This window comes from Nocardia sp. CA-135398 (assembly GCF_050955845.1).
Classification (GTDB): Bacteria; Actinomycetota; Actinomycetes; order Mycobacteriales; family Mycobacteriaceae; genus Nocardia.
Map to the genome: position 1 here is coordinate 967,623 of NZ_CP192084.1, position 23,766 is coordinate 991,388.

Consider the following 23,766-nt stretch of genomic DNA (forward strand, 5'->3'; position numbering starts at 1 on the left):
CATCAGGCCCTGCGCATGTACGCCTTGATGCTCAGCGGCGCGAAGATCGCGATCACGATCACCGAACCGATCAGCGACCAGGCCAGATCGCTGCCGTAGACATTGCCGTTCATCAGCGCGCGAGCCGTGTTCACCATGTAGTACACGGGATTCGCGTGGTTGAGTCCCTGCATCCAGCCCGGCATGGTGCTCACCTGAGCGAACGCACCGGACATGAAGGTCAGCGGGAACATCACCATCATCGAAATGCCCTGCACGCCAGCGGCACTCTTACCGGTGACGCCGACCAGCGCCCAGATCCAGCTCACCGCGAATGAGCAGACCACGATGACCAGTCCGGCGGCCACGACACCGACCACACCGCCCTCGGGCCGATAGCCGATGGCCAGGCCGACCACGATGGTCAGCGTGGTCGCCAGCGCGTAGCGCACCATATCGGCGATCAACGCACCGGCCAGCGCCGAAATGCGGGCGATGGGCAGGGATTTGAACCGGTCGAAGACGCCCTTGTCCATATCCTCGCGCAACTGAGTGCCGGTCACGACCGAGGTCAGGACGACCGTCTGCACCAGGATGCCCGGAATCAGGATCGGCAGATAGTCGTGCACACTGCCGCCGATGGCACCGCCGAAGATGTAGGCGAACAGCGCGGTGAACAGGATCGGCTGGACCGTCACATCGAACAGTTGCTCGGGATTGTGCTTGATCTTCAGGATGCCGCGGTAAGCCATGGTGATCGAGGTCGCCGCGGTCTGGCGCAGGCTGATCCGATTGCTGGCCTCCGGGAGGGATTGCGGTGCCGCATGCCGCGCGGCCTTTTCGGTGGCGGTGATGGTTGTCATGCCGCGCTCCGTTCGTTCTCGTCGTCGGCCGGGTGGCCGGTAATGGTGAGGAAGACCTCGTCGAGGCTGGGCTTGGTGACGGTGATCTCGTCGATCGCGATCTCCCACTCGCGCAGGCGGATCAGCAGATCGGCGGTCATGCCCGCGTCCTGCAGCGGCGCGGTGAGCCGTCCGGCCTCCGGCGTGATCTGGGCCTCGGCGCCGAGGAAGTCGCCGACAATGCGGCGGGCCTCGTCGAGTTGAGCCCGATCTACGAGGGTCAGGTGCAGGGAGGAGCCGCCTACCGAGGACTTGAGTTCGTCGGCGGTGCCGTCGGCGATCACCTTGCCGTGGTCGATGACGGCGATCCGGTCGGCGAGCTGATCGGCCTCGTCCAGGTATTGCGTGGTGAGCAGCACCGTCGCGCCCTCGCGGACCAGGCGGCGGATGGTCTCCCACATCTGGGCGCGGGTGCGCGGATCGAGTCCGGTGGTCGGCTCGTCCAGGAAAAGCAGCGGCGGTGTCGCGATCAGGCTGGCGGCCAGATCGAGGCGGCGTCGCATACCGCCGGAGAAGTTCTTCAGCGGCTTGCTCGCCGCCTCGGTGAGATCGAACTCCTCCAGCAGTTCGACCGACTTGCGCCTGGCATCGATGCGGCTGAGACCGAGCAGGCGGGAGAAGATGATCAGGTTTTCGGTGGCGGTGAGGTCCTCGTCGACCGAGGCGTACTGCCCGGTGACGCCGACCAGGGAGCGGACCGCGGTCGGTTCCGCGACGACGTCACGGCCGAAGATGCGGGCGCTGCCGCCGTCGGGGCGCAGCAGGGTGGCCAACATACGGATGGTCGTGGTCTTGCCAGCACCGTTCGGTCCGAGCACGCCGTAGACCGAGCCCTGCGGAACCGCAAGGCTCACACCGTCGACGGCGCGCTGATCCCCGAACACCTTGACCAGACTGTCCGCCTCGACGGCGAGCGCTGAAGTGGGTGTGTAAGAAGTCATGCTCAAGACTTTGCGGCCACCGTCTTGCACGCCCCTTGCATCGCGGTGTCGCCGCACTCTTGCGCTTTACTTGCATGTTCGCCTGGACGCCGAATCGCACCGGCAGCCGCATCTGGCCGTCAGGTCGAGGTCGGCAGCCGATCCGGCGTCAGTGCGTCGACCCCGCGAGAAGATGCTCGCGCAGTTTGGCGCGGTCCGGCTTGCCCGGGCCGCGCAGGGGCAGCTCGTCGAGGATCGCCAGTTCGCGTGGGGCGGCGATGGAGTCGAGTTCGCGCACGACGTGATCGCGCAATTCCTCGAGGGTCGGGGTGGCGCCCGGGGCGGGGACCACCGCGACCGCGACCCGCTGGCCGAGCCGATCGTCGGGCAGGCCGAGCACCACGCATTCGCTGACGCCGGGATGGGTGATCAGCACGGCCTCGACGACCTGTGGGATGACGAGCAGTCCGCCGGTCACGATCGCTTCGTCGAGGCGTCCGGTGATGCTGAGCACGCCGTTCTCGTAGGTGCCAGCGTCTTCGGTGCGGAACCAGCCGGGTTCGGCGAACGCCGGATGGTCGGGCTGGCCGCGGTAGCCTTCGGCGATCATCGCCCCGCCGAGCAGCACCCGACCGTCCTCGATGCGAATCTCGGTGCCGTCGAGCGGAATTCCGTCATACACACAGCCGCCGCAGGTTTCGCTCATGCCGTAGGTGCGAACGACGTTGATACCGGCCGCTTTCGCGCGTTCGTAGACCGGTGCGGGAGTGGCCGCCCCGCCGACGAGCACGCCGTCCAACTGGGCGAGTGCCGCCGCGGCGGTCGGTGCCTCCAGCGCCTTGATGAGCTGGGTCGGTACCAACGCGGTGTAGCGGCGTTCACCGCGCATACCGGAAATCGCGCCCGCCAGCGCCTCGGGTAGGAACCCGCCGGAAACGTCGAGCACGCTGGGTTCGGTACCGGCCAGAATGCTGCGCAGCAGTACCTGGATGCCCGCGATGTGATGGGTCGGCAGGGCGAGCAGCCAGGTTCCGGGACCACCGAGTCGATCGTGTGTCGCGGTCCCGCTGGCGCGCAGCGCGGCCGAACTGAGCATGGCGCCCTTGGGCACACCGGTGGTGCCGGAGGTGGTCACCACGAGCGCCACCTCGTCATCGATCCGCTCGCCGGGCGAGAGCGCGTCGCTCAGTCGCCGGGCCTCTCGACGGTCGCTGGTCGGTATCGGCAACCACGCGGGGCCGTTGCCCTCCAACACTTCTCGCAGATGCGGCATGACATCGCCCAGCCCCGATCCGGTCGGCATCGGCAGCGTACGCAGGGTGCGACTCATGATTTCGGCCCTGTCATGCGCGTGCTCGGCTTCGTCGCGCGCGGGCGCGCTGTGTTCATGGTTCGCTCGCTGCGCTCCCTCACGAGTCTGATCGTGTCATGTCAACACGACCGCACGCGGCAGGGGTCGGTTTGCTGGGGCGGCGCGCTGGGGATTCGGCCGCGTCAGGGGAGGAGAAGTCAGGTACGCCGGACATCGAGACTGCGATTCACTCGGAGGACGGTACTCGGCGGTCGCCCGGACGTCGGCGGTCGGGCGGGCCATCCGTGGGTTATCGTCCTCGCCGCGTTCGGCATTGGCAACTCGAGCCGGGCCGCCCGCGCCGCCGCTGCCGTCGCGATCAGTCCGGTGACCAGCGCGAATCTCGTCGGATCGGATGTTCGGCGGGAACTTCGACCACAACGATCGGCACACCGTCCGGATCGTGCACCCACATTTCGATCAGTCCCCACGGCTCACGCACGGGTTCCCGCTCGATGCGGATCCCCTTCAGCGCCAGCTCCGCCGCCGCGTCCGAAATGTCGCGAACCTGAAGCCAGAGCGCGCCCTCGAAGCTGGTCGATTTGCCCGATCCGCCGTGCGCGGCCACTTCGATCAGCGACTGTCCAGCGAAGAAAACCGTGCCGCCCGGATACTCGCGCGCGATCGCCAATCCGAGGCCGTCGCGGTAGAACGCGAGGGTCGCTTGATAGTCGGCGGGCCGCAAGATGACCCGGCTGCTGAGGATGTCCATCAGAAGTACCAGGGGTAGGGGGTCCAGTCCGGCTTGCGCTTTTCCAGGAAGGCGTCGCGGCCCTCGACCGCCTCATCGGTCATGTATGCCATCCGGGTGGCCTCACCGGCGAAGAGCTGTTGACCGACCAGACCGTCGTCGAGCAGGTTGAACGCGTACTTCAACATGCGCTGGGCCTGCGGGGATTTGCCGTTGATATCGGCGGTCCACTCCAGCGCGACGTTTTCCAGTTCGGCGTGATCGACGACCTTGTTCACCGCGCCCATCTGATGCATTTCCTCGGCGGTGTAGGGACGGCCGAGGAAGAAGATTTCCCTGGCGAATTTCTGGCCCACCATTTTCGCCAGATACGCGCTGCCGTAACCGCCGTCGAAGCTGCCGACGTCGGCGTCGGTCTGCTTGAACCTGGCGTGCTCGCGGCTGGCCAGGGTCAGATCGCAGACCACGTGCAGACTGTGCCCGCCTCCCGCGGCCCAGCCGTTGACCAGCGCGATGACCACCTTCGGCATGAACCGGATCAGCCGCTGCACCTCGAGGATGTGCAGGCGGCCCGCACGCGCCTGATCGACGGTGTCCGCGGTCTCGCCGTCGGCGTACTGGTAGCCGCTGCGGCCGCGAATGCGCTGGTCGCCACCGGAACAGAAGGCCCAGCCGCCGTCCTTGGGGCTCGGGCCGTTGCCGGTGATCAGCACCGCGCCGACGTCCGGGGTCATCCTGGCGTGATCGAGCGCGCGATACAGCTCGTCGACCGTATGGGGGCGGAACGCATTACGCACCTCCGGCCGGTCGAAGGCCACCCGGACGGTGCCCTGTTCGATGTGCCGGTGGTAGGTGATGTCGGTCAGGTTCTCGAATCCCGGAACGGGTCGCCACAGCTTCGGATTGAACGTCACCCCTGTGATTATTGCCCCCGCCGATGTTTCGGATGCCAGCGACTTCCATGCGAACTTCTATGGCGTCGATTGCATTACTCGGCGGTACGACTTGACGGTGTAAAACAACGCGATACCGTGCAAGTGTGAGTAGAGCATCGCGAAGCGATTCGATGAGGGGTGGCGGTCGGGCGACGGGAGGGCGTGAGGCAGTGAAACGGGTTTCAGAACGCGATGCCGGGCGTTCCGGTCCGCGCATCGATAACAGCGCGGTGGACGAAACCCGGTACGAGCGTCACGGCGGCTTCCCCAAGGCCTCCCATGCCCGAGTCGGCGCCAACTTCGGCCCGTTCGTCGAGGCCATGCGCACACTGCAGGATCTGGTCGTCTCCGTGGACGCCCCCGACGAGATCTACGGCGAGGCACTCGACCGCACCCGCGAACTCATCGATCTGCTCGAGCCGTATCGCGCACCCGAACTCCAGGGCCCGGCCGGCCGCGCGGTCGAATTACCCGGGCGCGGCAGCCTTTTGCTGCTGCCGTGGCAGGTGATCGAGGCCGGACCCGACGGCATCGTGATGACCGGTGAATTCCGTCGCTTCCACCTCGGCGGCAACGGCGCGGCACACGGCGGCGTGCTGCCACTGCTGTTCGACGATCTGCTCGGCATGATCGTGCATTACGCCGGCCGACCGATCAGCCGCACCGCCTATCTGCATGTGAACTACCGCAAGATCACTCCGTTGCAGACGCCGCTGACCGTGCGGGGTCGCGTAGATCGCATCGAAGGGCGCAAGACCTTCATCACCGCGGAACTGGCCGATGAGCAGGGCAATGTCCTCGCGGATTGTGAAGGATTGATGGTCCAATTGCTGCCGTGGCAGCCGTAGGCGGATGAGTGCCGTGTGACTCCGCGCACCAGTGCGTATAGTGACGTGCGCTCGTTCATCGACATCGATCCCGGAGGAACCTGAAAGTGGTTGCAGCACTGTCTGAATCCCTGCTCGACGACGCAAAGCGCTCGGCCTTCCTTGCCGATGCCAAGGAGGTTCTGGACGCCGAGGTGTCGGACAAGGGTGGTGCGTCGGGCCTGGCCGTCAAGGGTGGCTACGCGGCGGTCAAGAAGATCAGCCCGTCCATCGTGCCGGACGCGCTGGAGTCCTTGGCGCCCAAGCTCGTAGCGCAGCTGGAGCCGTTTTGGCAGGAATACACGGCGACCGGGTCCGGCAAGTTCGCCGACCTGCTGGTCGCCAAGTCGGATGAGGTCGCCGAGGCTTTGCTTTCGGTGACCGACGCGCGTGCCGCGGCCTCGACCCGTCCGGCGCTGCAGAAGGTCTACTCGTCGATGCGTTCCTCGGCCAAGAAGAACGTCATCGAGGCCCTGCCGCGGCTCGGCGACCTCGTGCAGCGGCACGCCTGAGCGGTGTTGGATTGCGGCGCCTGCGGCGCCGCGGGTTCGCGGCCCCCTGGTGTCTCGCGTCCGAGCCGTCGAGACTCGCGACTTCGTCGCATGCGCTTCGACGACTCGGACGCGAGACGGGCCGCGAACGGTCGCTCGTAAGACTCGCTCCGTGGTGGTCGCCAATGGCGGGATGGTCGGCACTTGGTGCACGCGTGCCGTTGGCCGAGTCCCAGGCCTGCGGCGCATGCGCTTCGACGGCGCGGACGCGAGGCGGGGCCGCGAACGGTCGCTCGTAAGACTCGCTCCGTTGTGGTTGCTGATGGCGGGACGTTGAGGACTTGGTGCACGCTTGTCGGGTAGTCGAGTCCCAGGTCTGCGGAGTGCGCTTCGACGGCTCGGACGCGAGACGGGCCGCGAGCGGTCGCTCGTAAGACTCGCTCCGTGGTGGGTCATCCGGCGATAACGTTGCACCGCAAATCGATTCGCTGTGCTGATGCGGATCATCGATATGCGGCGCATGCCAGCCGCCCGCGTCCGGTGGTGGACGCGGGCGGCAAAATCCTCAATCGCGTGCCGAAGCACGGCGAGCGAACAGATGGCACAGCGCCCGCTGGGCACAAATGCGCCGAGCGCTGGCGAGGTGCCATTGTGAGCAGGGTGACGAAGACGACGAAGTAACTGTCTGGGAGGCTGGAGGCGTGAATCCGTCTACAGCACAGGCGCAAGTGGTCGTTGACGAACTCGCGCGTGGGGGTGTGCGGGATGTCGTGCTGTGCCCAGGGTCGCGAAACGCCCCCCTGGCATTCGCACTGCAGGCGGCGGATGCGGCGGGCCGCCTCCGCCTGCATATGCGTATCGACGAGCGAACCGCGGGCTTCCTGGCCATCGGTCTCGCCATCGCCAGCCGACTGCCGGTGCCGGTGGTGATGACCTCGGGAACCGCCGTCGCCAATCTGGGCCCCGCGGTGCTGGAGGCGAACTACGCCCGGGTGCCGCTGGTGGTGCTCAGCGCCAACCGGCCGTACGAGATGCTGGGCTCCGGCGCCAATCAGACCATCGAACAGTTCGGGCTGTTCGGTAGCCAGGTGCGTGCCTCGATCAGCCTCGGACTCGCCGAGGAGGAAGCCGGTACCGACGACGGCGCGCCCTACGGCCAGCAGAACAGCCAGTGGCGTTCGGCCGTCTGCCGAGTACTCGCCGCGGCCCGCGGCACCCGTTCCGGCAATGCCGGGCCGGTGCATTTCGATATTCCGCTGCGCGAGCCGCTGGTGCCGGATCACCGGCCGGACGAGTGGGCGCCGCAGGGCCGCCCCGGCGGCGAGGCGTGGACATGCACCCGGTACGCGACCCTCGACGTACCGCTCGACCTCGATCTGACCCCCGATACGGTCGTCATCTCCGGCCATGGCGCCGGATTGCGGCCGGAACTGGCCGAACTACCGACGGTGGCCGAACCCACGGCCCCGATGCACGGTCCGTCCCTGCATCCGCTGGCCTTGCCGCTGCTGAAGCCGCGGCAGGCGATCATTACCGGGCGGCCGACGCTGCATCGTCAGGTCGCGAAAGTACTGGCCGACCCGGCCGTCACCGTCTACGCGCTCACCACCGGTCCGCGCTGGCCCGATGTTTCCGGCAATGTGGTCGGCACCGGAACCAGGGCGGTGACCACGGGCGCACCGAGTGCGGACTGGCTCGCGCACTGCCGCGAACTCGACGCGAAGGCCGCTCAGGTCGTGCGCGCGGAACTGGCCAACCATCCGAAGCCGACCGGGCTACACGTGGCCGCGGTGGTGATGGACGCGCTGCGCGAGGACGATCAGCTACTGCTCGGCGCCTCCAATCCGGTGCGCGACGCGGCTCTCGTTTCGCCTCCGCGGCCCGGTGTCCGAGTGCTGTCCAATCGTGGTGTGGCCGGTATCGACGGAACCGTTTCCACCGCCGTTGGCGCGGCACTGCACCACACCGGCCGCACCATCGCGCTGATCGGTGACCTCACCTTCCTGCACGACGCCTCCGGCCTGCTCATCGGCCGCGGCGAACCCCGCCCCGCCGATCTGACCATCGTGGTCGCCAATGATGACGGCGGCGGCATCTTCGAACTCCTGGAACAGGGCGATCCGCAGTACGCCGGTGTTTTCGAGCGGGTCTTCGGCACGCCGCACGGGATGGATTTGGCCGCGCTGTGTGCCGCCTACCGGATTCCGCACCGGCAGGTCGATACCGAGCAGCTGGCCATCGAGCTGGCCGGGCATGCGCACGGGTTGCGGGTGCTCGAGGTCGCGACCGAGCGTTCCAGTCTGCGGGAATTGCACGCGACCGTGCGGGCCAAGATCGCGCCGTGAACCCGGACTGAGCGTGCGCCTTTCGGCCCGCGTTCAGCCGCTCGCGAGGGACCGATCAGTACTCCGGCTCGGAATCGCGATCGTCATCGAGCGGCACCGGGATCGACTGTTCGACGACATCGGCCGGATTGGCCTCGAAGGCATCTCGATCGACGGCCGCCGCGAGGTCGCGGTCGGTGCTCTCGTCGGCCGCGTCATCCTCGAATGCCGGATCCTCCGGATACGCGGCGAGGGATTGCTCGACGAGGTCGGCCTCCGGGACCTCGTCCAGAGTGCGGGACGTGCTGGGGTCAGTCATCGTTCACTCCTCTCCGCGCAGGCTTTCCGGCTGGGATCCGGTGCTCCATCGAGTGAATACCCGTTGCTGCGAAATCACACAGCACAGGGGGACAACAGTCCAACACTGTTGAGAATGCCCCTAGTCGGGCCGCGCGGCAACCCGCCTGCTACTCGCCGTCGACCGGACCCGAACCATTCGCTGGGAATTCGACGAGCGCCAATGTGCGCCCCGCCATGAACCGCGCCGTCCGCACCGCGACGCCCGTTCGGGTCACTTCGCTGACCTCGACAACGCCACGCGCGATGCGCACCTCGACCTTGCGCCCGGCCCGCGTCGCCGCCACTTCATAACTGCGAGACCCGTCGCCGAAATCGACGACGATCTCCACTCGATCGCCCTTCATCTACCAATTCTCCGCTTTTCCAGCACCTTTCGCCGCTACGACTTGGTTGCGATGGGCGGCGGCGGACCCGACCGGACGCGGTCGGCAGGCGGATCGCGGCAGCGATGAATTCCGTTGGCGCGCGCCGTCTCAATCGATGACGTCCGTTGCCGAGGAGGCCCCGATGCACCCGAATTTCGATCTCGAACCGGCCGCCACCGCCCTGGAGGCGGTGGTCGGTGCCATTACCGACGATCAGCTCACCGCGCCCACGCCATGCGCCGACACCAGCGTGCGCGACCTGCTCGCCCATGTCGTGGGACTGACCGAGGCCTTCCGGCAGGCCGCGACCAAGGAGGCGGTCGGCCGCTCGGTCCCGCCCGCCGTCGGCCCGGAGACCGGCCTGCCCACCGACTGGCGCTCCCGCATTCCTGGCCAGCTGAAGGCACTGGTCGAGGCATGGCGCGATCCGGCGGCCTGGGACGGCGAAACCGAAGCGGGCGGCGTATCGGCCCCGGCGGTCGTCATGGCCACGATCGCCCTGGACGAAATCGTGATTCACACTTGGGATCTCGCCCACGCTATCGGCCAGCAACCGGCCGTCGACCCGGCCCACCTGACCATCCTGTTCGAATTCCTCAGGGACACACCGCCCGAGGGCACCCCTGGCATGTTCGGTCCTGTTATCCAAGTCCCCGATGACGCCCGGCTCCTGGATCGCATCGTCGGACTCACCGGCCGCGACCCGGCCTGGTCCCGCTGATCACCTGCGGCCGAGGCCGAGTGCCGGCTCAGGCTGAGTCCCGCCGCGCACCACCACCGTCATTGATCGACTCGTTCGCGCCGGATTCGTCACCCGCGGCCAGGACCCGGCCAACCGAGGAGGGGCCGCCGCCAGTTCCACCTGATCTTGGTCATGACTTCGTGAAGATGCCCGCTACGGCGGATCGGGTGGCGGCCGCGGCGGCGGTGCGGGCGGTCGCGTCGTCGATGGGGTCGCCGCTGGCCAGGAGGTGGTAGTAGAGGGGGGCGGAGACGGCGGTGAGGACGGCGCGGGCGTCGGTGTTTTCGGGGATTTCGCCGCGGGCGATGGCGGCCTCGATGCAGGGGGTCCATTCGGTGAGGCGGATGTCGTAGAAGCGGCGCAGGGCTGCCGCGGCGGTTTCGTCGCAGGTGGCGGCGGCGATGACGGCTTGGAAGAGCTTGCCTTGGCGTGGGTCGGTGAGGGTTTTGGCGACCAGGCGGGCGTTGGCGGTGAGATCGCCGAGCAGGGAGCCGGTATCCGCGTGCGGCAGCGATTGTTCGGCCATATCGACGAGCAGGTCGGCGACGAGGCCGGTGGAGTTGCGCCAGCGGCGGTAGGCCGTGGTCTTGCCGACCTCCGCGCGCGCGGCGACCTCGGTCAGATCCAGGTGCGCGAAACCGCGCTCGGCGAGCAGATCGCCCGCTGCTTGCAGCACGGCCTCGCGGACGCGGGCAGTGCGCCCACCGGGGCGAACCGAGCCGGGAAAGGCAGTGTCAGACTCCATAACGGAACTCCAGTTTCATTTACTGTGCGACGGGTGTATGTTCGAGTCGTTAACGGAACTATAGACCCTTTAGGAGTCATCATGGAGTACCGGCGGCTCGGCGCATCAGGTCTGCTCGTCCCGGCGCTGAGCTTCGGCGCGGGCACCTTCGGCGGGCGTGGCGAACTGTTCAGCGCGTGGGGCGATACCGATGCGGAGCAGGCGCGCCAACTGGTCGATATCAGCCTGGACGCGGGCGTCACCATGTTCGACACGGCCGATGTCTATTCCGATGGCGCCTCCGAGGAGGTGCTCGGTGCGGCCATCAAGGGCAGGCGCGACCAACTGCTGCTGTCCACAAAAGCGAGCCTGCCGACCGGTCCCGGTCCATCCGACGCGGGTTCCGGCCGTTCACGCCTGATCAAGGCGGTCGAGGGTGCGCTGCGCAGGCTCGGCACGGACTACATCGACCTGTTCCAACTACACGCCTTCGACGCGCACACGCCGGTCGAGGAAGTCCTTGCGGCACTGGACGATCTGGTGCGCGCGGGCAAGATCCGCTATATCGGCGCCTCCAACTTCGCGGGCTGGCAGCTCATGAAATCCCTTGCCGCGGCGGATCGGCACGGCCTGACCCGCTACGTCGCGCACCAGGTCTACTACTCGCTCGTCGGCCGCGACTACGAATGGGAGCTCATGCCGCTCGGCCTGGACCAGGGCGTCGGCGCGGTGGTGTGGAGCCCGCTCGGCTGGGGCAGGCTGACCGGGAAAATCCGTCGTGGCCAACCACTTCCGGAAGGCAGCCGCCTGCATCGGACCGCTGAGGCGGGTCCGCCGGTCGATGACGAGAAGCTCTACGACGTGGTCGACATCCTCGACGAACTCGCCGCCGAGACCGGCAAAACCGTCCCGCAGATCGCGCTCAACTGGCTGCTGCGCCGTCCGACGGTGTCGACCGTGATCGTCGGCGCACGCAATGCCGAGCAGCTGCGTCAGAACCTCGGCGCGATCGGCTGGGAACTCGATGCCGAGCAGATCGCGCGGCTCGACAAGGTCAGCGCGACGACTCCGGCGTATCCCTATTATCCGTATTACCGGCTGCCGGATTTCGCTCGGTTGAGCGCTCCCGCGGTGTGAGGCGATCGGCCGCGAGCGCAGTATGGGACGGGAATGCGCTCAGGCCGATCCTCAGTACACGTCGCGAACGTACCGTTTCTCGGCGACCAACTGCTTCCGGAACGCCAGCGCCCCGTCCTCGTCGAGCTTGCCGTGGATCCTGGCAATGGTCAGCAGGGTGTCGTCGACATCCTTGGCCATGCGCGCGGCATCACCGCACACATAGAAGTGCGCGCCGTCGCGCAGCCAGGACCACAGCTCGGCCCCGTGCTCGATCATCCGGTGCTGCACGTAGATCCGCTCGCGCTGGTCGCGGGAGAAGGCCAGATCGAGTCGGGTGAGGAAGCCCGAGCGGAACATATCCTCCAATTCCGCGCGGTAGTAGAAATTCTGGGCGGCGTGCTGATCGCCGAAGAACAGCCAGTTGCGGCCGCCGCAGCCGAGGGCGCGGCGTTCCTGTAGGAAGCCGCGGAAGGGCGCGATGCCGGTGCCGGGGCCGACCATGATCATCGGGGTGGTCGGATCGAGCGGCGGCCGGAAATGCGGTGCGCGCTGCAGGAAGATCGGCACTGCGGCTTCGGCGGCGTCGGCGCGGTCGGCGAGGAAGGTCGAGCACACCCCGCCGCGCCGCGCGGCGGATCCGGTCGCGACCGGATCGCCGTATCGGACGACACCGACGGTGAGCTGCACTTCATCGGGACTGACCAGCGGACTCGACGAAATCGAATACTGGCGCGGCTGTAGCTTTTTCAGCGTGCCGAGCCATTCGACGAGATCGGCGCGCACCGGGAAATCGCGCAGCACATCGACGGCCTGCCGATCCCACAGGTAGTTGTCGAGTTCATTGCGGTTATCGCGGCGCAGCAGTTTCGCCAGCCGGTTATCGGGATTGCGTTCGGCGATGAAGGTGAGCAGATCGTGGCTGACCTTCGTGATGTCGTAACGGGTGCGCAGCGCCTGCGCCAGCGGCAGTTCCTGGTCGTCGAGTTCGATGATTCGACGGCCGTCCAATCCGGTGCTCGCGAGCCATTCAGCGACCATCGATTCACTGTTCGTCGGCCATACCCCTAGCGAATCACCGACCTCGTAGTTCGCCTTCAGTCCGCGCAAGTCGAAGCCGAACTGGCGCACTTCTTTCGACGAACCGGTATGCGACAGTGGTTCATTGCGGACCAGCGGTGCGGTCACCGGGGCGTTGCGGGTGAACGGCGCCGGGCCGGGGCTCTGGTTCCGGCCGAGCGGTGGCGCGGTACGGGGCAGCACCATCGTGGCACCGAAGGACCGCGCGGGCTTCGGAGTTCTGACCGGCCCGGACGGACTCACCTCGGGTGCACCGCCGTCGAGCGCGGTGAGCACCTCGTCGAGCCAGCGCGCGGCCGCTTGCTCGTATTCGGGTTCGCTGTCCACACGTGCGAGCAGTCGGGTGGCCCCGCGCTCGGTCAGTTTCGCGTCCAGTTTGCGGCCGTGGCCGCAGAAGTCGTCATAGGAGGAGTCGCCGAGCGCGAATACCGCGTATCGCATGCCGGTCAACCGGATCACGCTGTCGTCCAGGCGTTCCCAGAAGTCGGCGCCGTTATCCGGCGGACCGCCGTCGCCGAAGGTGCTGCTGATCACCAGCACATCGCCGTTGAGCTCGTCGAGTTCGCACGAGTCCATATCGATCAGCCGCGGCACGAAACCGGATTCGGTCAGGCGCGCGGCCGTCGTCGCCGCGAACTCTTCGGCCGTGCCGGTCTGTGACGCCCACAGCACCGTGATCGGCCGGCCCGGTTCCGCCGGAACATCATCGGCGGGCGCGGATCGGGTTGCCGCAGTTCGCGAATACATACCGGCCAACAGTCCATCGATCCACAATCGACTGTGCTCGGCCAGTGGCGCGGATTCGGGCAGCACCGGCTGCCCCGTCACCGGAATGGATTGCAGCGCCGAGAGATATCCGGCGAGATAGATCCGCTCGGTCTCACTGAGCGTCGGGGCGGTGCCCGCGTCGAGCCCGAGCATGACCGCCAGTGGGTGCGCGCCATGGTCAGCGGCGGTTTCCGGCACCGCTGCCCAAGGGGTTTCGGCGGCTTTCGACATCACCGCGACCCGCCGCAACGACACCGCGCACGCCTTGAATTCGGGCTGCAAAGAGTCCGGATCCACCGCGTCATTGGTGACGGCATTGATCGTCAGATATTCGCCCTGCTCGTCATTCCAATGGAAGGGCGCGAAGCAGTCACCGGGTCGCACCCGGTCGCTGACCCGCACCGGCAGCACCGCTCGCCCACGTCGGGAGGCGATTTCGAGCTGGTCACCCGCTTCGACCCCGAGCCGTTCGGCATCCTCGGGATGCACCTCGACGAACGGCTGCCCGGTCAACTTGGTCAGCTTGTCGATCTTGCCGGTCTTGGTCATGGTGTGCCACTGATGCTGCAAGCGGCCGGTATTCAGCATGAACGGGTAGTCGTCGTCGGGCATTTCCTCCGGCGCCATATGCGGACGCGGCCAGAAGACCGCGCGACGGCTCGGTGTCGCGAACGCCAATCGGGGCTGATGTCCGGCATCGTCGAGGAAAAGTTCCTGGCTGACACCGTCATTGAGGTAGCGGATCGGATTGCGCGGGCGGTCGGGCTCGGCGCACGGCCACTGCATCGGCCCCTCGCGCAACCGCTCGTAGCTGATGCCACGCAGGTCGTATCCGGTGGCCGGATTGGCGAACTGCTTGATCTCGTCGAAAACTTCGGCACTGGAGGAGTATTCGAAGCCTTCGAAACCCATCGCGGTGGCGACCTGCGCGATCAACAGCCAGTCCGGGCGCGCGTCGCCGATCGGATCCACCGAGCGCTGCAGCAACGTGACATTGCGCTCCGAATTCACCATCACCGCATCGGCTTCGGCCCACAGCGTGGCGGGCAGCAGGATGTCGGCATAGGAGTTGGTGGCGGTATCGGTGTAGGCATCCTGCACGATGACCAGCTCGGCTGCCTCCAGCCCGCCGATGACCGTCTTCCGATTGGCAACGGTGGCAACGGGATTGGTGCAGATGATCCAGGCCGCCTTGATCTGCCCCTCGGACAGTTCCCGGAACATCTCGATCGTGCCCGGTCCGGCCTCCGTGCGCAGCGTGCCGGGTTCGACACCCCATGCGGTCTCCACGAAGCCGCGGTCGGCGGGGGAGAGCAGGCTGCGCTGCCCGGGCAGACCCGGCCCCATATAACCCATTTCGCGCCCGCCCATGGCATTCGGCTGACCGGTCAGCGAGAACGGCCCGCTGCCCGGACGGCAGATTGCCCCGGTGGCGAGGTGCAGGTTGCAGAGCGCGTTGGTGTTCCAGGTGCCGTGGGTGGACTGGTTGAGCCCCATGGTCCACAGCGACATCCATTCACCGGCCGCACCGATCCAGCGCGCGGCCGTGCGGATATCGGCCTCGGCCAGCCCTGTGATCGCGGCGACCTTGTCCGGCGGGTAGTCGGCGAGGAATTCGGGCATCGCCGCCCAGCCCTCGGTGTGCTCGGCGATGAAGTCCGCGTCGATATCACCGTTCTCGACGAGCAGGTGCAATAGACCGTTGAGCAGGGCGAGATCGGTACCCGGTGCGATCTGCAGGAACAGATCGGCCCGCGCCGCGGTATCGGTGCGTCGCGGATCAACCACGATCAGCTTCGCCCCGGCCTTGACCCGGTCGATCATGCGCAGATAGAGAATCGGATGGCAGTCGGCCATATTCGCACCGATCACGAAGAACAGATCGGCGTGTTCGAAGTCGTCATAGGAGCCGGGCGGTCCGTCCGCGCCGAGCGACTGCTTGTAGCCGGTCCCGGCGCTGGCCATGCACAGTCGGGAATTGGCCTCGATGTGCTTGGTCCGCAGATATCCCTTGGCCAACTTGGTCGCCAGGTACTGGGCCTCCAGCGACATCTGCCCGGAGACGTACAGCGCGATGGCGTCGGGTCCGTGTTCGTCCAGGATCGACCGCAGCCGGGTGGCCACCTCGTGCACCGCCTCGTCGACGGGCACCGGTACCGGCACCTGACCGCGCTCGGGGCGCCGGTACGCGGTCTCCATCCGCCCCGGCGTCGCCATCAACTCCTGGTGGGTCGCACCCTTGGTGCACAGGCGACCCGCATTCGTCGGATGCAGTTTGTCGCCGCGCACCTTGGCGATGACCGGCGCACCGTCCTTGTCCGCGCGGGTCTCGACGACGATGCCGCAGCCGACGCCGCAGTACGAGCATGCCGTTCTGGCGGTGCTCGCGCGGTCGGTGCCTGCATCGGTCATGCCACCGATCATGCGCATCGCCGATTGCGGCCGATTTACCCAACGTTATCGGCAGATGACAATTGACCTCACCGCGCCGGAACTCACTCGTGAGGTGTGGCGTGCGCCACGAAAATATGCCGCGACCAGGTGCTTGGTCCGATTCGGCGGTCAGCCCAGTTTGTAAGCGCGGTGCAATGCGACGATGCCGCCGGTCAGATTGCGCCATTTCACCGACGACCAGCCCGCATCGGCGATCCGCAGCGCCAACTGCCGCTGATTCGGCCAGGCCCGGATGGATTCGGCGAGGTAGACGTAGGCATCTGGATTACTGCTCACCGCGACCGCGACCTTCGGCAGCGCCTTCATCAGGTATTCCAGATAGATGGTGCTGAAGATCGGCACGATCGGCGTGGAGAACTCGCAGATCACCATTCGCCCGCCGGGCTTGGTGACCCGCAGCATTTCGCGCAGTGCGGTATCGGTCTCGGAGATATTGCGCAGGCCGTAGGAGATGGTCACCGCGTCGAACGAATCGTCGGCGAAGGGCAGCGCGGTCGCATCGGCGGCCACCATCGGCACATTGCGGAATTTGCCCGCGGCGAGCATGCCCTTGGAGAAGTCGGCCGCCAGGCACCAGGCACCGGATTTCGCCAGGTCCAGCGTCGAAATGCCGGTGCCGGCGGCGAGGTCGAGCACCCGCTCACCCGGCCGGGGCGCGACGGCCTTGCGCACCGCCCAGCGCCAATATCGGTCCTGTCCCAAGGAGATGACGGTGTTGGTCAGGTCGTACCGCTTCGCGACCCCGTCGAACATCGACGCGACCTCGTGCGGCTGCTTGTCCAGCGAGGCCCGAACCGGTTCGCGCTGCTCTGTTTTCGCCACGCCCCCGAACCTACCGCGCGTAACACATGAGGGGCGAGACTCCCGCGCCGAACTGGCCCAGACAATCTGTCCCATCAGCAGGTACGCCTGCTTTGTCCGTGGTCACCGGCTTTCCGAGGTCGCGAAACTCACACGCGGATGGATCACGCGGTGTGCGGCAACTGGGTCCGAATCCCGGTGACATCGGCGTAGTGGCCCATCAATTCGGTGCAGATGGCGGGCCAGGTTCGGTGCAGCACGGACTTGCGGGCGGCCGCGGCGAATCGCGCACGCACTTGCGGATCACGAAGCGCCCCAACCGCACTGGGCAGCAGCTCGGCGAAGCGATCCACCGGCAGCAGGTAGCCGTTGCGGCAGTGCGCGATCAAATCGCGGGGTCCACCCGCATCCGGCCCGATCACCGGCACCCCGGCGGCCAGCGCCTCCTGCACACCCTGACAGAACGTCTCGTGCTCGCCCGCGTGCACCATCACATCCAGGCTCGCGTACGCCTGCGCCAGTTCGTCACCGCCGAGCTCACCGGTGAAGATCGCGGTGGGCATCATTCGCGCCAACCGGGCCCGCTCCGGCCCGTCTCCCACGATCACCAGCTGGATCGCCGGATCGGCGCCGAGCACCGCGAGCCGCTCCACATGCTTCTCCGGGGCCAGCCGTCCGACGAATCCCACCAGCAGCTTGTCCTGCCCGCGCAACCAGGAGGCCCGCAGCTCCGGCCGCTTCGCCGACGGCGTGAACCGGCCGATATCGACACCGCGACCCCAGCGGTGCACCCGCGGTATACCGTGCTGAGCCAGATCCTCGGCCGCCGCGCGCGACGGTGCCAGCGTCCGTGTCGCGCCCTCGTGAATCCGCCGCGTCCAAGCCCAGGCCGCCCGACTGGCCAGCCCGAGCCCATAACTCTTCGCGAAACCGGCCACATCGGTCTGATAGATCGCGACCGTCGGCAGATCCAACCGCATCGCCGCACCGAGACCGCCAGCGCCGAGCAGGAATGGCGAGGCAAGATGCACCACATCGGCGTCGAATTCGTCGATCGCGGCGGTGATTCCGGGCTGCGGCAGGCCGACCGGCAGTGAACTGACCTTCGGCACCATCACCGCTGGTACCCGATGCACCGGGAAGCGCTTGTAGCGTCGCTCGGCGGCGGGCAGCCCGTGCGGCGTATCCGGCGCGATCACCAGCGCGTCGTGCCCGTGCTGGTCCAGGTGGTCCAGCACCCGGAGCACGGAATTGACGACGCCGTTCATATTCGGCAGGAACGACTCCGAAACGATGGCTACTCGCACCATCCCAGGTTGACCCGCGCAACGCGCCACGCCGTCACGTCGACATGACCGATACGCAAAGATCCGGCGAACTGTCGGGGCTGGGGCGCCTCAGGCGGCGCCCGCCGCCGCGCGTGGTCCGTTCACCGGTCCGGGTGTGCGGCGTTGGGCCCGCAGCAGCAGCCACAGCGTGGGCAGCGTGACCGCCCAGACCACCAGAATCACCGACAGCGCGGGCTGAATCGCGACCCGCACGTCGCGCCCGGCCACCCGGACCAGATCCGGATCCTTGCGGTTGTACTCCACGTTGATCCGCTCACCGGCGGTGAGGTTGGTCGGATACAGCACTCCGACCTTGGGATTGTGCGTCTTCCCGTCCGGTGTGACATAGATGACCGCCGAACGCAGCCGCCCGGCCGAAAGCACCTCGGCCGAGGTCACACCCTTGTCGGAACTGATCAGATAGTCGTTGCGCCAGGCGGCGAGCACCAGCAGTACGACGAGGGCGCTGAGGAAGACGGCCGCTGTCAGTACCCCGATCCTGGCCCGCCGCAGGCGGTTCGAACGCCTTTCAGACTGGCTGGTTTCCGACACCACATCAGGCTACTTGCCGCCTCCGATACCGTGTGCGCCCATGTCCCGAAAATTCAGCTTCACCGTGCCCTACACCGTCCCGGTCGAAGATCTTCACCGGGCACTCACCACCGATGACGTCTGGCAGTCCCGGTTCGCTGGCGCGCAGACCGCCACACTCGAACTTTCGCATCCGGAGGGCGCGGACACCATCCGCATCCATATGACCGAAAAGGCAAGCGATGACAAGGTTCCCGGCATCGTGAGCAAGGTACTCAAGAGCGAATTGGTGCTCTCGCGCACCGACAACTGGCAGGCATTGGACGGCGAAATCGCCAAGGGCACCTTCGAGGGCGTGACCGGTGGCATCAGCTCCGAAATGTCGGGCACCTACGAACTGCGTCCGACCGCCGAGGGGTCCGAGATCGAGGTGGTGGGCACCGTGCAGGTGAAGGTTCCGTTGGTCGGGGGCGCCATCGAACCGCTCGCCGAGCAGTTGCACCATCGGGTGCTCAAGAGCGAGCGCAAACATATCGAAGGGTGGGTCGCCGCGCGGGCGAGCGACTGACCCGTTCCGAACGCCCCGGCGAAAGCCGGGGTCGCGTCGGGCTCGTCGGCTATCCGGCGAAATCCTCCGGACTGAATTCCTTGGGCTCCACCAGCACCAGCCAGTTGCCGGAGTTGTCCCGGATGATCGCCTCGGTGCCGTAGGGGCGTTCGGCGGGCGGCTGGATGAACTCCACACCCTTGGCGGTCAATTCCTCGAAGGTCTTCTGGCAATCGTCGGTCTTCAGGCCGAGCGCGCCGTGGGTGCCGTTGGCCAGGGCCCGGCGGATGGCATCGGCGAGGTTCTCATCCAGCGGCGGTCCCGGAATCATCAGGGTGATCTCGAGTTCCGGATGATCGGGATGTGCCACGCTGACCCAGCGGAATCCGTTGTCGCCCATCGTCACATCCGTGCGCTCGACGAACCCCAGCTTCTCGGTGTACCACTGCTTGGCCGCGTCCTGGTCGGTGACGTACACGGTGACCAGCGAGACATTCGTAATAGTCATGCCAAAAGGCTAGGAAAGACGTCGACCCGGACGCTTCTCCGAAATTGCTGAGCTCTGCGAACCGTTGAGCCTCAGTCCCGCGGCTTGCGATCCGAGAGCCCGTGCATGAACACATAACAGCCGGGAATCCGCGGCGCGCCATCCGCGAATTTGGCCTGATACTCCGACGGCGTCACCCCGACCAATTGCCGAAACTTACTGCTGAACGACCCGAGACTGCTGTACCCGACCAGCATGCAGACCTCGGTCACGGTCAGGTTGGTGGCTCGCAGGTAATCCTGCGCCCGCTCGATCCGTCGCTCGGCCAGATACGCCGCGGGCGTCACGCCGTACACCGCCGCGAAAGCGCGCAGGAAGTGATACTTCGAAACCCCTGCGGCAGCGGCCAATTCGTCCAGATGCAACGGCTCGGCGTAGTTGCGGTCCGCGAGATCCCGCGCCCGCCGCAGATGCGGAAGTAGATAGAGCGCGGGCAGACCGGTCATTTCAGGTGAACGGGGCGAGTTCGTCGAATCGGTAGGACGCCCGGCCCGCGGCTCGCCAGGCCCTGGCCGTCAGATCCAGATCCTCATCGGTGACCAGATTGCCCATTACCCGAACCGCGGTGCGCTGCAGATACTTCGACCGCATCACCGGCGGCCCGCCCATCGGCACCATCCGCGGGTGTGTCGCCAGACCGGCGATCCGCCGCGCCACCGAGAACGTCCGCCCGTACCGCTGCCGCAAAAGTTCCGGCCAGACCTTCGTGAGGTCCGGTTCGTCCAGCAGTCCGGCGAGCATGTGCCCGCCCTCCAGTCCGTAGTCGATGCCCTCGCCGTTGAGCGGATTCACACAGCCCGCGGCGTCGCCGATCAGCACCCAATTGCGCCCCGCGACATTCGATACCGCCCCACCCATCGGCAGCAGCGCGGAGGCGACCGCCCGCAGCGAACCCTCGAACTGCCACTCCTCGCGACGCAACGAGGTGTAGTGCTCCAGTAGCGGTTTCAGCGCGATATGCGAGGGCCGCTTCTCGGTGGCCAACGAGCCGACGCCGATATTCACCTCGCCATTGCCCAGCGGGAACACCCAGCCGTAGCCCGGCACCAACTCGCCGTCGGCATTGCGCAGCTCCAGATGCGAAGTGATCCACTGGTCGTCGCTGCGCGCGGATTTGATGTAGGCGCGAGCCGCGGTGCCATAGGCGTACTGCCGATGCCAGGTGCGACCGAGTAACTTGCCGATCGGAGAGCGCACACCGTCGGCGACGACGAGCGTCTTGCATCCGATCGAATGCGTCCCTTCCGCCGTCTGCACCGTCACACCGGTGACGCGATCACCCTCGCGGATGACATCGATCACTTTCGTGCCATCCAGCATCCTGGCCCCGGACTTGACGGCTGTCTCACGCAGCTTGTCGTCGAGTTCGGTTCGGGGAACGGCACTTCCATAGGTTGGAAAGGAACCGCCCGGCCACGGCAGCAGCGCCTCGCGGCCGAAACCCGTCATGCGCAGGCCGTGGTTCACGGTGTGCGCGCGCAGCCAATCGCCGAGCCCGAGGTGCTCCAATTCGGCGGTCGCGCGCGGGGTGAGTCCATCGCCGCAGGTCTTGTCACGTGGGAAGACGGCGGAATCGATGAGCAGGACATCGCGACCCGCCCGAGCGGCCCATGCGGCCGCCGCCGATCCGGCCGGCCCGGCACCGACCACGAGCACTTCGGTCTGTGTGGGAATCGCGCTCTGCGTCTCCCCGTCCCCGCCCGCGGGGGTGACATCCGGTGAACCCATGCGCTCAATACTCGCAGGAGCATTCGGTTCGTGTCGATGGAGCCTGCCCGCGGCGCAGACCATGCGATCGATGCGGTCGGAAAACAATGTGGAAAAGTGTCTGATACACCGCATAGTGACGGTGTTCATGGGCCGCGCGGCGGGGACACGCTAGGTTCTCTACCGTGGGGTCGGACGCATCGCTGGGAGAAGAGATGAGCACATCGGCTGTGAGTGATGAGAGCACGGTGGTGGCCGGAGTCGATCTCGGTGACACCGAGCTCGCGGAGACCGTGCGCAATGGCCTCATCGATGTCGAAAAACTGCTGATCGACGAGCTGTCCGACGGCGAGCTGTTCCTACAGGAGGCGGCGCTGCATCTGGCCAAGGCCGGGGGTAAGCGATTCCGCCCGCTGTTCACCATCCTCACCGGCCAGCTCGGTCCGCGCCCAACCGATCCGGCGTTGATCACGGCGGGCACCGTGGTCGAGCTGGTGCACCTGGCGACCCTCTACCACGACGACGTCATGGACGAGGCCCCCATGCGCCGCGGCGCCCCGAGCGTGAATTCGCGCTGGGGCAACAGCATCGCCATCCTCGCCGGTGACTATCTCTTCGCGCACGCGTCCCGGCTCACCTCGACCCTCGGCCCGGATGCGGTGCGGATCATCGCCGAAACCTTCGCCGAACTGGTCACCGGTCAGATGCGCGAAACCATGGGCGCGCGCGAATCCCAGGATCCGGTCGAGCACTACCTGCGCGTGGTCTGGGAGAAGACCGGCTCGCTGATCGCCGCCGCCGGACGCTTCGGCGGCACCTTCTCCGGGGCCGATGCCGAACACGTGGAACGGCTGGCTCGCCTCGGCGATGCGGTCGGCACCGCCTTCCAGATCTCCGACGACATCATCGATATCTCCTCGGCCGCCGAACAATCCGGCAAAACGCCGGGCACCGACCTGCGCGAGGGCGTGCACACCCTGCCGGTGCTCTACGCGCTGCGCGATGAGGGCGCCGAGGGCGACCGCCTGCGCAAACTGCTCGCGCACCCGCTGCAGACCGACGACGAGGTCGAGGAGGCGCTTTCGCTGCTCGCCCACTCGCGCGGCATGGTGCTGGCCAAGGAAAAGCTGCAGGGCTACGCCGATATCGCGCACGCCGAACTGTCCGCGCTGCCATCGGGCCCGGCCAACGACGCACTGGAGCACCTGGTCCGCTACACCATCGAACGCGTCGGCTAGGTGGCACGGAGCTCACATCTCGATCAGGAACCTTCGCTCGGCCCTTGGCGTTGACCTGGTGTAATGCCTTGTATGGCCTGAATACGCGGAGAGGCGGACATGCACGGGTATGCGAATGGGCTGAAGACCTTCGGGCTGATGGTCGGCCTCTCGGCTTTGATCGTGTTCGCCGGGGCGATGTTCCGCAGCCCGATGATTCTCTTCCTGGCGATCCTGATCGCGGTCGGTATGAATGCCTACGCCTATTTCTACAGCGACAAGATCGCGCTGAAGGCGATGCACGCGCAGCCGGTCAGTGAGCTGGAGGCTCCGGTCATCTATCGCATCGTGCGCGAGCTCGCGACCGCCGCGCGTCAGCCGATGCCGCAGCTCTATATCAGTCCTACCAACGCTCCCAACGCCTTCGCGACCGGCCGCAATCCGCGCCATGCCGCGGTCTGTTGCACCAGCGGCATCCTGCAGATCCTCGACGAGCGTGAACTGCGTGCCGTGCTCGGCCATGAGCTATCGCACGTGTACAACCGCGACATACTGATCTCCTCGATCGCGGGCGCACTGGCCGCGGTCATTTCTGGCCTGGCCAACCTGGCCTTTTTCGCCTCGATGTTCGGCGGCAACCGCAATGGCGACGGCCCCAATATCCTCGGCGTGATCCTGGTGACGCTGCTCGGCCCGATCGCCGCGACCCTGGTCAAATTGGCGGTCTCCCGCTCCCGCGAATATCAAGCCGATCAGTCCGGCGCCGAGCTGACCGGTGATCCGCTCGCCCTGGCCTCGGCGCTGCGCAAGCTGGAGCGCGGTGTACAGGCCGCCCCGCTGCCCCCTGAGCCGCAGCTGACAGCGCAGTCGCACTTGATGATCGCCAACCCGTTCCGGGCCGGTGAGCGTGCGGCGCGCCTGTTCTCCACCCACCCGCCGATGGCCGAGCGCATCGCCCGCCTGGAGGAAATGGCGGGCGGGCCCCGCAACTACTGATCGGCTCGCTGATCTGGCGACCCC

The 23,766-nt window shown here is 66.8% G+C and carries 24 protein-coding genes; 9 read left to right on the plus strand and 15 right to left on the minus strand.

What is annotated here, in order from left to right; all coding sequences use genetic code 11:
* Positions 1-2: 2 nt before the first annotated feature.
* From ACQP1T_RS04535 to ACQP1T_RS04555, 5 genes are all read right to left on the minus strand, one after another.
* Positions 3-842: an ABC transporter permease gene (locus ACQP1T_RS04535; RefSeq protein ID WP_433758702.1), complete on the minus strand. Its 840-nt coding sequence runs from the start codon at positions 840-842 to the stop codon at positions 3-5.
* On the minus strand, positions 839-1,822 hold the full coding sequence (locus ACQP1T_RS04540; protein WP_433758703.1) for an ATP-binding cassette domain-containing protein: 984 nt from the start codon (positions 1,820-1,822) through the stop codon (positions 839-841). Before ACQP1T_RS04540 ends, ACQP1T_RS04535 begins: the two co-directional genes overlap by 4 nt.
* Before the next feature lie 148 nt (positions 1,823-1,970).
* Positions 1,971-3,131: an o-succinylbenzoate--CoA ligase gene (gene menE / locus ACQP1T_RS04545; RefSeq protein ID WP_433758704.1), complete on the minus strand. Its 1,161-nt coding sequence runs from the start codon at positions 3,129-3,131 to the stop codon at positions 1,971-1,973.
* Between the two features lie 340 nt (positions 3,132-3,471).
* Positions 3,472-3,864, minus strand: a complete 393-nt coding sequence (locus ACQP1T_RS04550) for a VOC family protein (RefSeq protein ID WP_433758705.1) — start codon at positions 3,862-3,864, stop codon at positions 3,472-3,474.
* Positions 3,864-4,757, minus strand: coding sequence for a 1,4-dihydroxy-2-naphthoyl-CoA synthase (locus tag ACQP1T_RS04555; protein ID WP_040696142.1), 894 nt, complete (start codon positions 4,755-4,757; stop codon positions 3,864-3,866). The genes ACQP1T_RS04550 and ACQP1T_RS04555 overlap by 1 nt, the downstream gene beginning before the upstream one ends.
* 191 nt (positions 4,758-4,948) lie before the next feature.
* Between ACQP1T_RS04555 and ACQP1T_RS04560 the strand changes: the two genes are divergently transcribed.
* From ACQP1T_RS04560 to menD, 3 genes are all read left to right on the plus strand, one after another.
* Positions 4,949-5,626 (plus strand): PaaI family thioesterase, encoded by a 678-nt coding sequence (locus tag ACQP1T_RS04560; protein WP_433758706.1) that lies wholly within the window; start codon positions 4,949-4,951, stop codon positions 5,624-5,626.
* 86 nt (positions 5,627-5,712) lie between these two features.
* Positions 5,713-6,156 (plus strand): DUF6918 family protein, encoded by a 444-nt coding sequence (locus ACQP1T_RS04565; RefSeq protein WP_433758707.1) that lies wholly within the window; start codon positions 5,713-5,715, stop codon positions 6,154-6,156.
* A gap of 680 nt (positions 6,157-6,836) precedes the next feature.
* The gene (menD, locus tag ACQP1T_RS04570; RefSeq protein WP_433758708.1) at positions 6,837-8,480 is read left to right on the plus strand and encodes a 2-succinyl-5-enolpyruvyl-6-hydroxy-3-cyclohexene-1-carboxylic-acid synthase; all 1,644 of its coding nucleotides are present in this window, start codon (positions 6,837-6,839) and stop codon (positions 8,478-8,480) included.
* A gap of 55 nt (positions 8,481-8,535) precedes the next feature.
* On the opposite strand, the gene ACQP1T_RS04575 is transcribed toward menD, so the two are convergent.
* Positions 8,536-8,778 carry a hypothetical protein gene (locus ACQP1T_RS04575; protein ID WP_433758709.1) on the minus strand — a complete coding sequence of 81 codons (243 nt, stop codon included), beginning with the start codon at positions 8,776-8,778 and terminating at the stop codon, positions 8,536-8,538.
* 148 nt (positions 8,779-8,926) lie between these two features.
* Complete coding sequence (locus tag ACQP1T_RS04580; RefSeq protein WP_062983773.1) at positions 8,927-9,163, minus strand: hypothetical protein; 237 nt, start codon at positions 9,161-9,163, stop codon at positions 8,927-8,929.
* 163 nt (positions 9,164-9,326) lie between these two features.
* On the opposite strand from ACQP1T_RS04580, the gene ACQP1T_RS04585 reads away from it, so the two are divergent.
* The gene (locus ACQP1T_RS04585) at positions 9,327-9,905 is read left to right on the plus strand and encodes a TIGR03086 family metal-binding protein (RefSeq protein WP_433758711.1); all 579 of its coding nucleotides are present in this window, start codon (positions 9,327-9,329) and stop codon (positions 9,903-9,905) included.
* Positions 9,906-9,966: 61 nt separating this feature from the next.
* Positions 9,967-10,050 carry a hypothetical protein gene (locus tag ACQP1T_RS04590; protein ID WP_433761970.1) on the plus strand — a complete coding sequence of 28 codons (84 nt, stop codon included), beginning with the start codon at positions 9,967-9,969 and terminating at the stop codon, positions 10,048-10,050.
* A gap of 6 nt (positions 10,051-10,056) precedes the next feature.
* On the opposite strand, the gene ACQP1T_RS04595 is transcribed toward ACQP1T_RS04590, so the two are convergent.
* Positions 10,057-10,671 (minus strand): TetR/AcrR family transcriptional regulator C-terminal ligand-binding domain-containing protein, encoded by a 615-nt coding sequence (locus ACQP1T_RS04595; RefSeq protein ID WP_433758712.1) that lies wholly within the window; start codon positions 10,669-10,671, stop codon positions 10,057-10,059.
* Positions 10,672-10,752: 81 nt separating this feature from the next.
* Between ACQP1T_RS04595 and ACQP1T_RS04600 the strand changes: the two genes are divergently transcribed.
* Complete coding sequence (locus tag ACQP1T_RS04600; protein WP_433758714.1) at positions 10,753-11,787, plus strand: aldo/keto reductase; 1,035 nt, start codon at positions 10,753-10,755, stop codon at positions 11,785-11,787.
* 51 nt (positions 11,788-11,838) lie between these two features.
* Here the strand turns inward: ACQP1T_RS04600 and ACQP1T_RS04605 are convergent, their stop codons facing one another.
* The 4 genes from ACQP1T_RS04605 to ACQP1T_RS04620 all read right to left on the minus strand — a co-directional run bounded on the left by ACQP1T_RS04605 (position 11,839) and on the right by ACQP1T_RS04620 (position 18,749).
* Positions 11,839-16,026, minus strand: coding sequence for a molybdopterin-dependent oxidoreductase (locus ACQP1T_RS04605; RefSeq protein WP_433758715.1), 4,188 nt, complete (start codon positions 16,024-16,026; stop codon positions 11,839-11,841).
* 150 nt (positions 16,027-16,176) lie between these two features.
* Entirely contained in the window at positions 16,177-16,890 is a 714-nt protein-coding gene (locus tag ACQP1T_RS04610) for a demethylmenaquinone methyltransferase (protein WP_433758716.1), read from the minus strand.
* 143 nt (positions 16,891-17,033) lie between these two features.
* Positions 17,034-18,176 (minus strand): glycosyltransferase family 4 protein, encoded by a 1,143-nt coding sequence (locus tag ACQP1T_RS04615; protein WP_433761971.1) that lies wholly within the window; start codon positions 18,174-18,176, stop codon positions 17,034-17,036.
* A gap of 90 nt (positions 18,177-18,266) precedes the next feature.
* Positions 18,267-18,749 carry a DUF3592 domain-containing protein gene (locus tag ACQP1T_RS04620; protein ID WP_433758717.1) on the minus strand — a complete coding sequence of 161 codons (483 nt, stop codon included), beginning with the start codon at positions 18,747-18,749 and terminating at the stop codon, positions 18,267-18,269.
* A gap of 40 nt (positions 18,750-18,789) precedes the next feature.
* On the opposite strand from ACQP1T_RS04620, the gene ACQP1T_RS04625 reads away from it, so the two are divergent.
* The gene (locus ACQP1T_RS04625; protein WP_433758718.1) at positions 18,790-19,296 is read left to right on the plus strand and encodes a DUF2505 domain-containing protein; all 507 of its coding nucleotides are present in this window, start codon (positions 18,790-18,792) and stop codon (positions 19,294-19,296) included.
* 49 nt (positions 19,297-19,345) lie between these two features.
* Here ACQP1T_RS04625 and ACQP1T_RS04630 read toward each other — a convergent pair whose 3' ends face one another.
* The 3 genes from ACQP1T_RS04630 to ACQP1T_RS04640 form a co-directional block, all read right to left on the minus strand.
* Positions 19,346-19,783 (minus strand): VOC family protein, encoded by a 438-nt coding sequence (locus ACQP1T_RS04630; RefSeq protein WP_062983788.1) that lies wholly within the window; start codon positions 19,781-19,783, stop codon positions 19,346-19,348.
* 71 nt (positions 19,784-19,854) lie between these two features.
* Complete coding sequence (locus ACQP1T_RS04635; protein ID WP_433758719.1) at positions 19,855-20,268, minus strand: helix-turn-helix transcriptional regulator; 414 nt, start codon at positions 20,266-20,268, stop codon at positions 19,855-19,857.
* A gap of 1 nt (position 20,269) precedes the next feature.
* Positions 20,270-21,550, minus strand: coding sequence for a geranylgeranyl reductase family protein (locus ACQP1T_RS04640; RefSeq protein ID WP_433758720.1), 1,281 nt, complete (start codon positions 21,548-21,550; stop codon positions 20,270-20,272).
* 194 nt (positions 21,551-21,744) lie between these two features.
* Between ACQP1T_RS04640 and ACQP1T_RS04645 the strand changes: the two genes are divergently transcribed.
* Together ACQP1T_RS04645 and htpX are read left to right on the plus strand one after the other, a co-directional pair.
* A complete protein-coding gene (locus ACQP1T_RS04645; RefSeq protein WP_433758721.1) occupies positions 21,745-22,767 on the plus strand; it encodes a polyprenyl synthetase family protein in 1,023 nt (340 codons plus the stop codon).
* A 99-nt stretch (positions 22,768-22,866) separates the two neighbouring features.
* On the plus strand, positions 22,867-23,742 hold the full coding sequence (gene htpX / locus ACQP1T_RS04650; protein ID WP_433758722.1) for a zinc metalloprotease HtpX: 876 nt from the start codon (positions 22,867-22,869) through the stop codon (positions 23,740-23,742).
* Positions 23,743-23,766: the final 24 nt, after the last annotated feature.

Excerpts from the sequence above, each read along its gene's own strand:
- ACQP1T_RS04535 (WP_433758702.1), bottom strand. The coding sequence starts at position 842 with ATGACAACCATCACCGCCACCGAAAAGGCCGCGCGGCATGCGGCACCG.
- ACQP1T_RS04540 (WP_433758703.1), bottom strand. The coding sequence starts at position 1,822 with ATGACTTCTTACACACCCACTTCAGCGCTCGCCGTCGAGGCGGACAGT.
- menE (WP_433758704.1), bottom strand. The coding sequence starts at position 3,131 with ATGAGTCGCACCCTGCGTACGCTGCCGATGCCGACCGGATCGGGGCTG.
- ACQP1T_RS04550 (WP_433758705.1), bottom strand. The coding sequence starts at position 3,864 with ATGGACATCCTCAGCAGCCGGGTCATCTTGCGGCCCGCCGACTATCAA.
- ACQP1T_RS04575 (WP_433758709.1), bottom strand. The coding sequence starts at position 8,778 with ATGACTGACCCCAGCACGTCCCGCACTCTGGACGAGGTCCCGGAGGCC.
- ACQP1T_RS04580 (WP_062983773.1), bottom strand. The coding sequence starts at position 9,163 with ATGAAGGGCGATCGAGTGGAGATCGTCGTCGATTTCGGCGACGGGTCT.
- ACQP1T_RS04585 (WP_433758711.1), top strand. The coding sequence starts at position 9,327 with ATGCACCCGAATTTCGATCTCGAACCGGCCGCCACCGCCCTGGAGGCG.
- ACQP1T_RS04595 (WP_433758712.1), bottom strand. The coding sequence starts at position 10,671 with ATGGAGTCTGACACTGCCTTTCCCGGCTCGGTTCGCCCCGGTGGGCGC.
- ACQP1T_RS04600 (WP_433758714.1), top strand. The coding sequence starts at position 10,753 with ATGGAGTACCGGCGGCTCGGCGCATCAGGTCTGCTCGTCCCGGCGCTG.
- ACQP1T_RS04605 (WP_433758715.1), bottom strand. The coding sequence starts at position 16,026 with ATGACCGATGCAGGCACCGACCGCGCGAGCACCGCCAGAACGGCATGC.
- ACQP1T_RS04625 (WP_433758718.1), top strand. The coding sequence starts at position 18,790 with ATGTCCCGAAAATTCAGCTTCACCGTGCCCTACACCGTCCCGGTCGAA.
- ACQP1T_RS04630 (WP_062983788.1), bottom strand. The coding sequence starts at position 19,783 with ATGACTATTACGAATGTCTCGCTGGTCACCGTGTACGTCACCGACCAG.
- ACQP1T_RS04635 (WP_433758719.1), bottom strand. The coding sequence starts at position 20,268 with ATGACCGGTCTGCCCGCGCTCTATCTACTTCCGCATCTGCGGCGGGCG.
- ACQP1T_RS04640 (WP_433758720.1), bottom strand. The coding sequence starts at position 21,550 with ATGGGTTCACCGGATGTCACCCCCGCGGGCGGGGACGGGGAGACGCAG.
- ACQP1T_RS04645 (WP_433758721.1), top strand. The coding sequence starts at position 21,745 with ATGAGCACATCGGCTGTGAGTGATGAGAGCACGGTGGTGGCCGGAGTC.
- htpX (WP_433758722.1), top strand. The coding sequence starts at position 22,867 with ATGCACGGGTATGCGAATGGGCTGAAGACCTTCGGGCTGATGGTCGGC.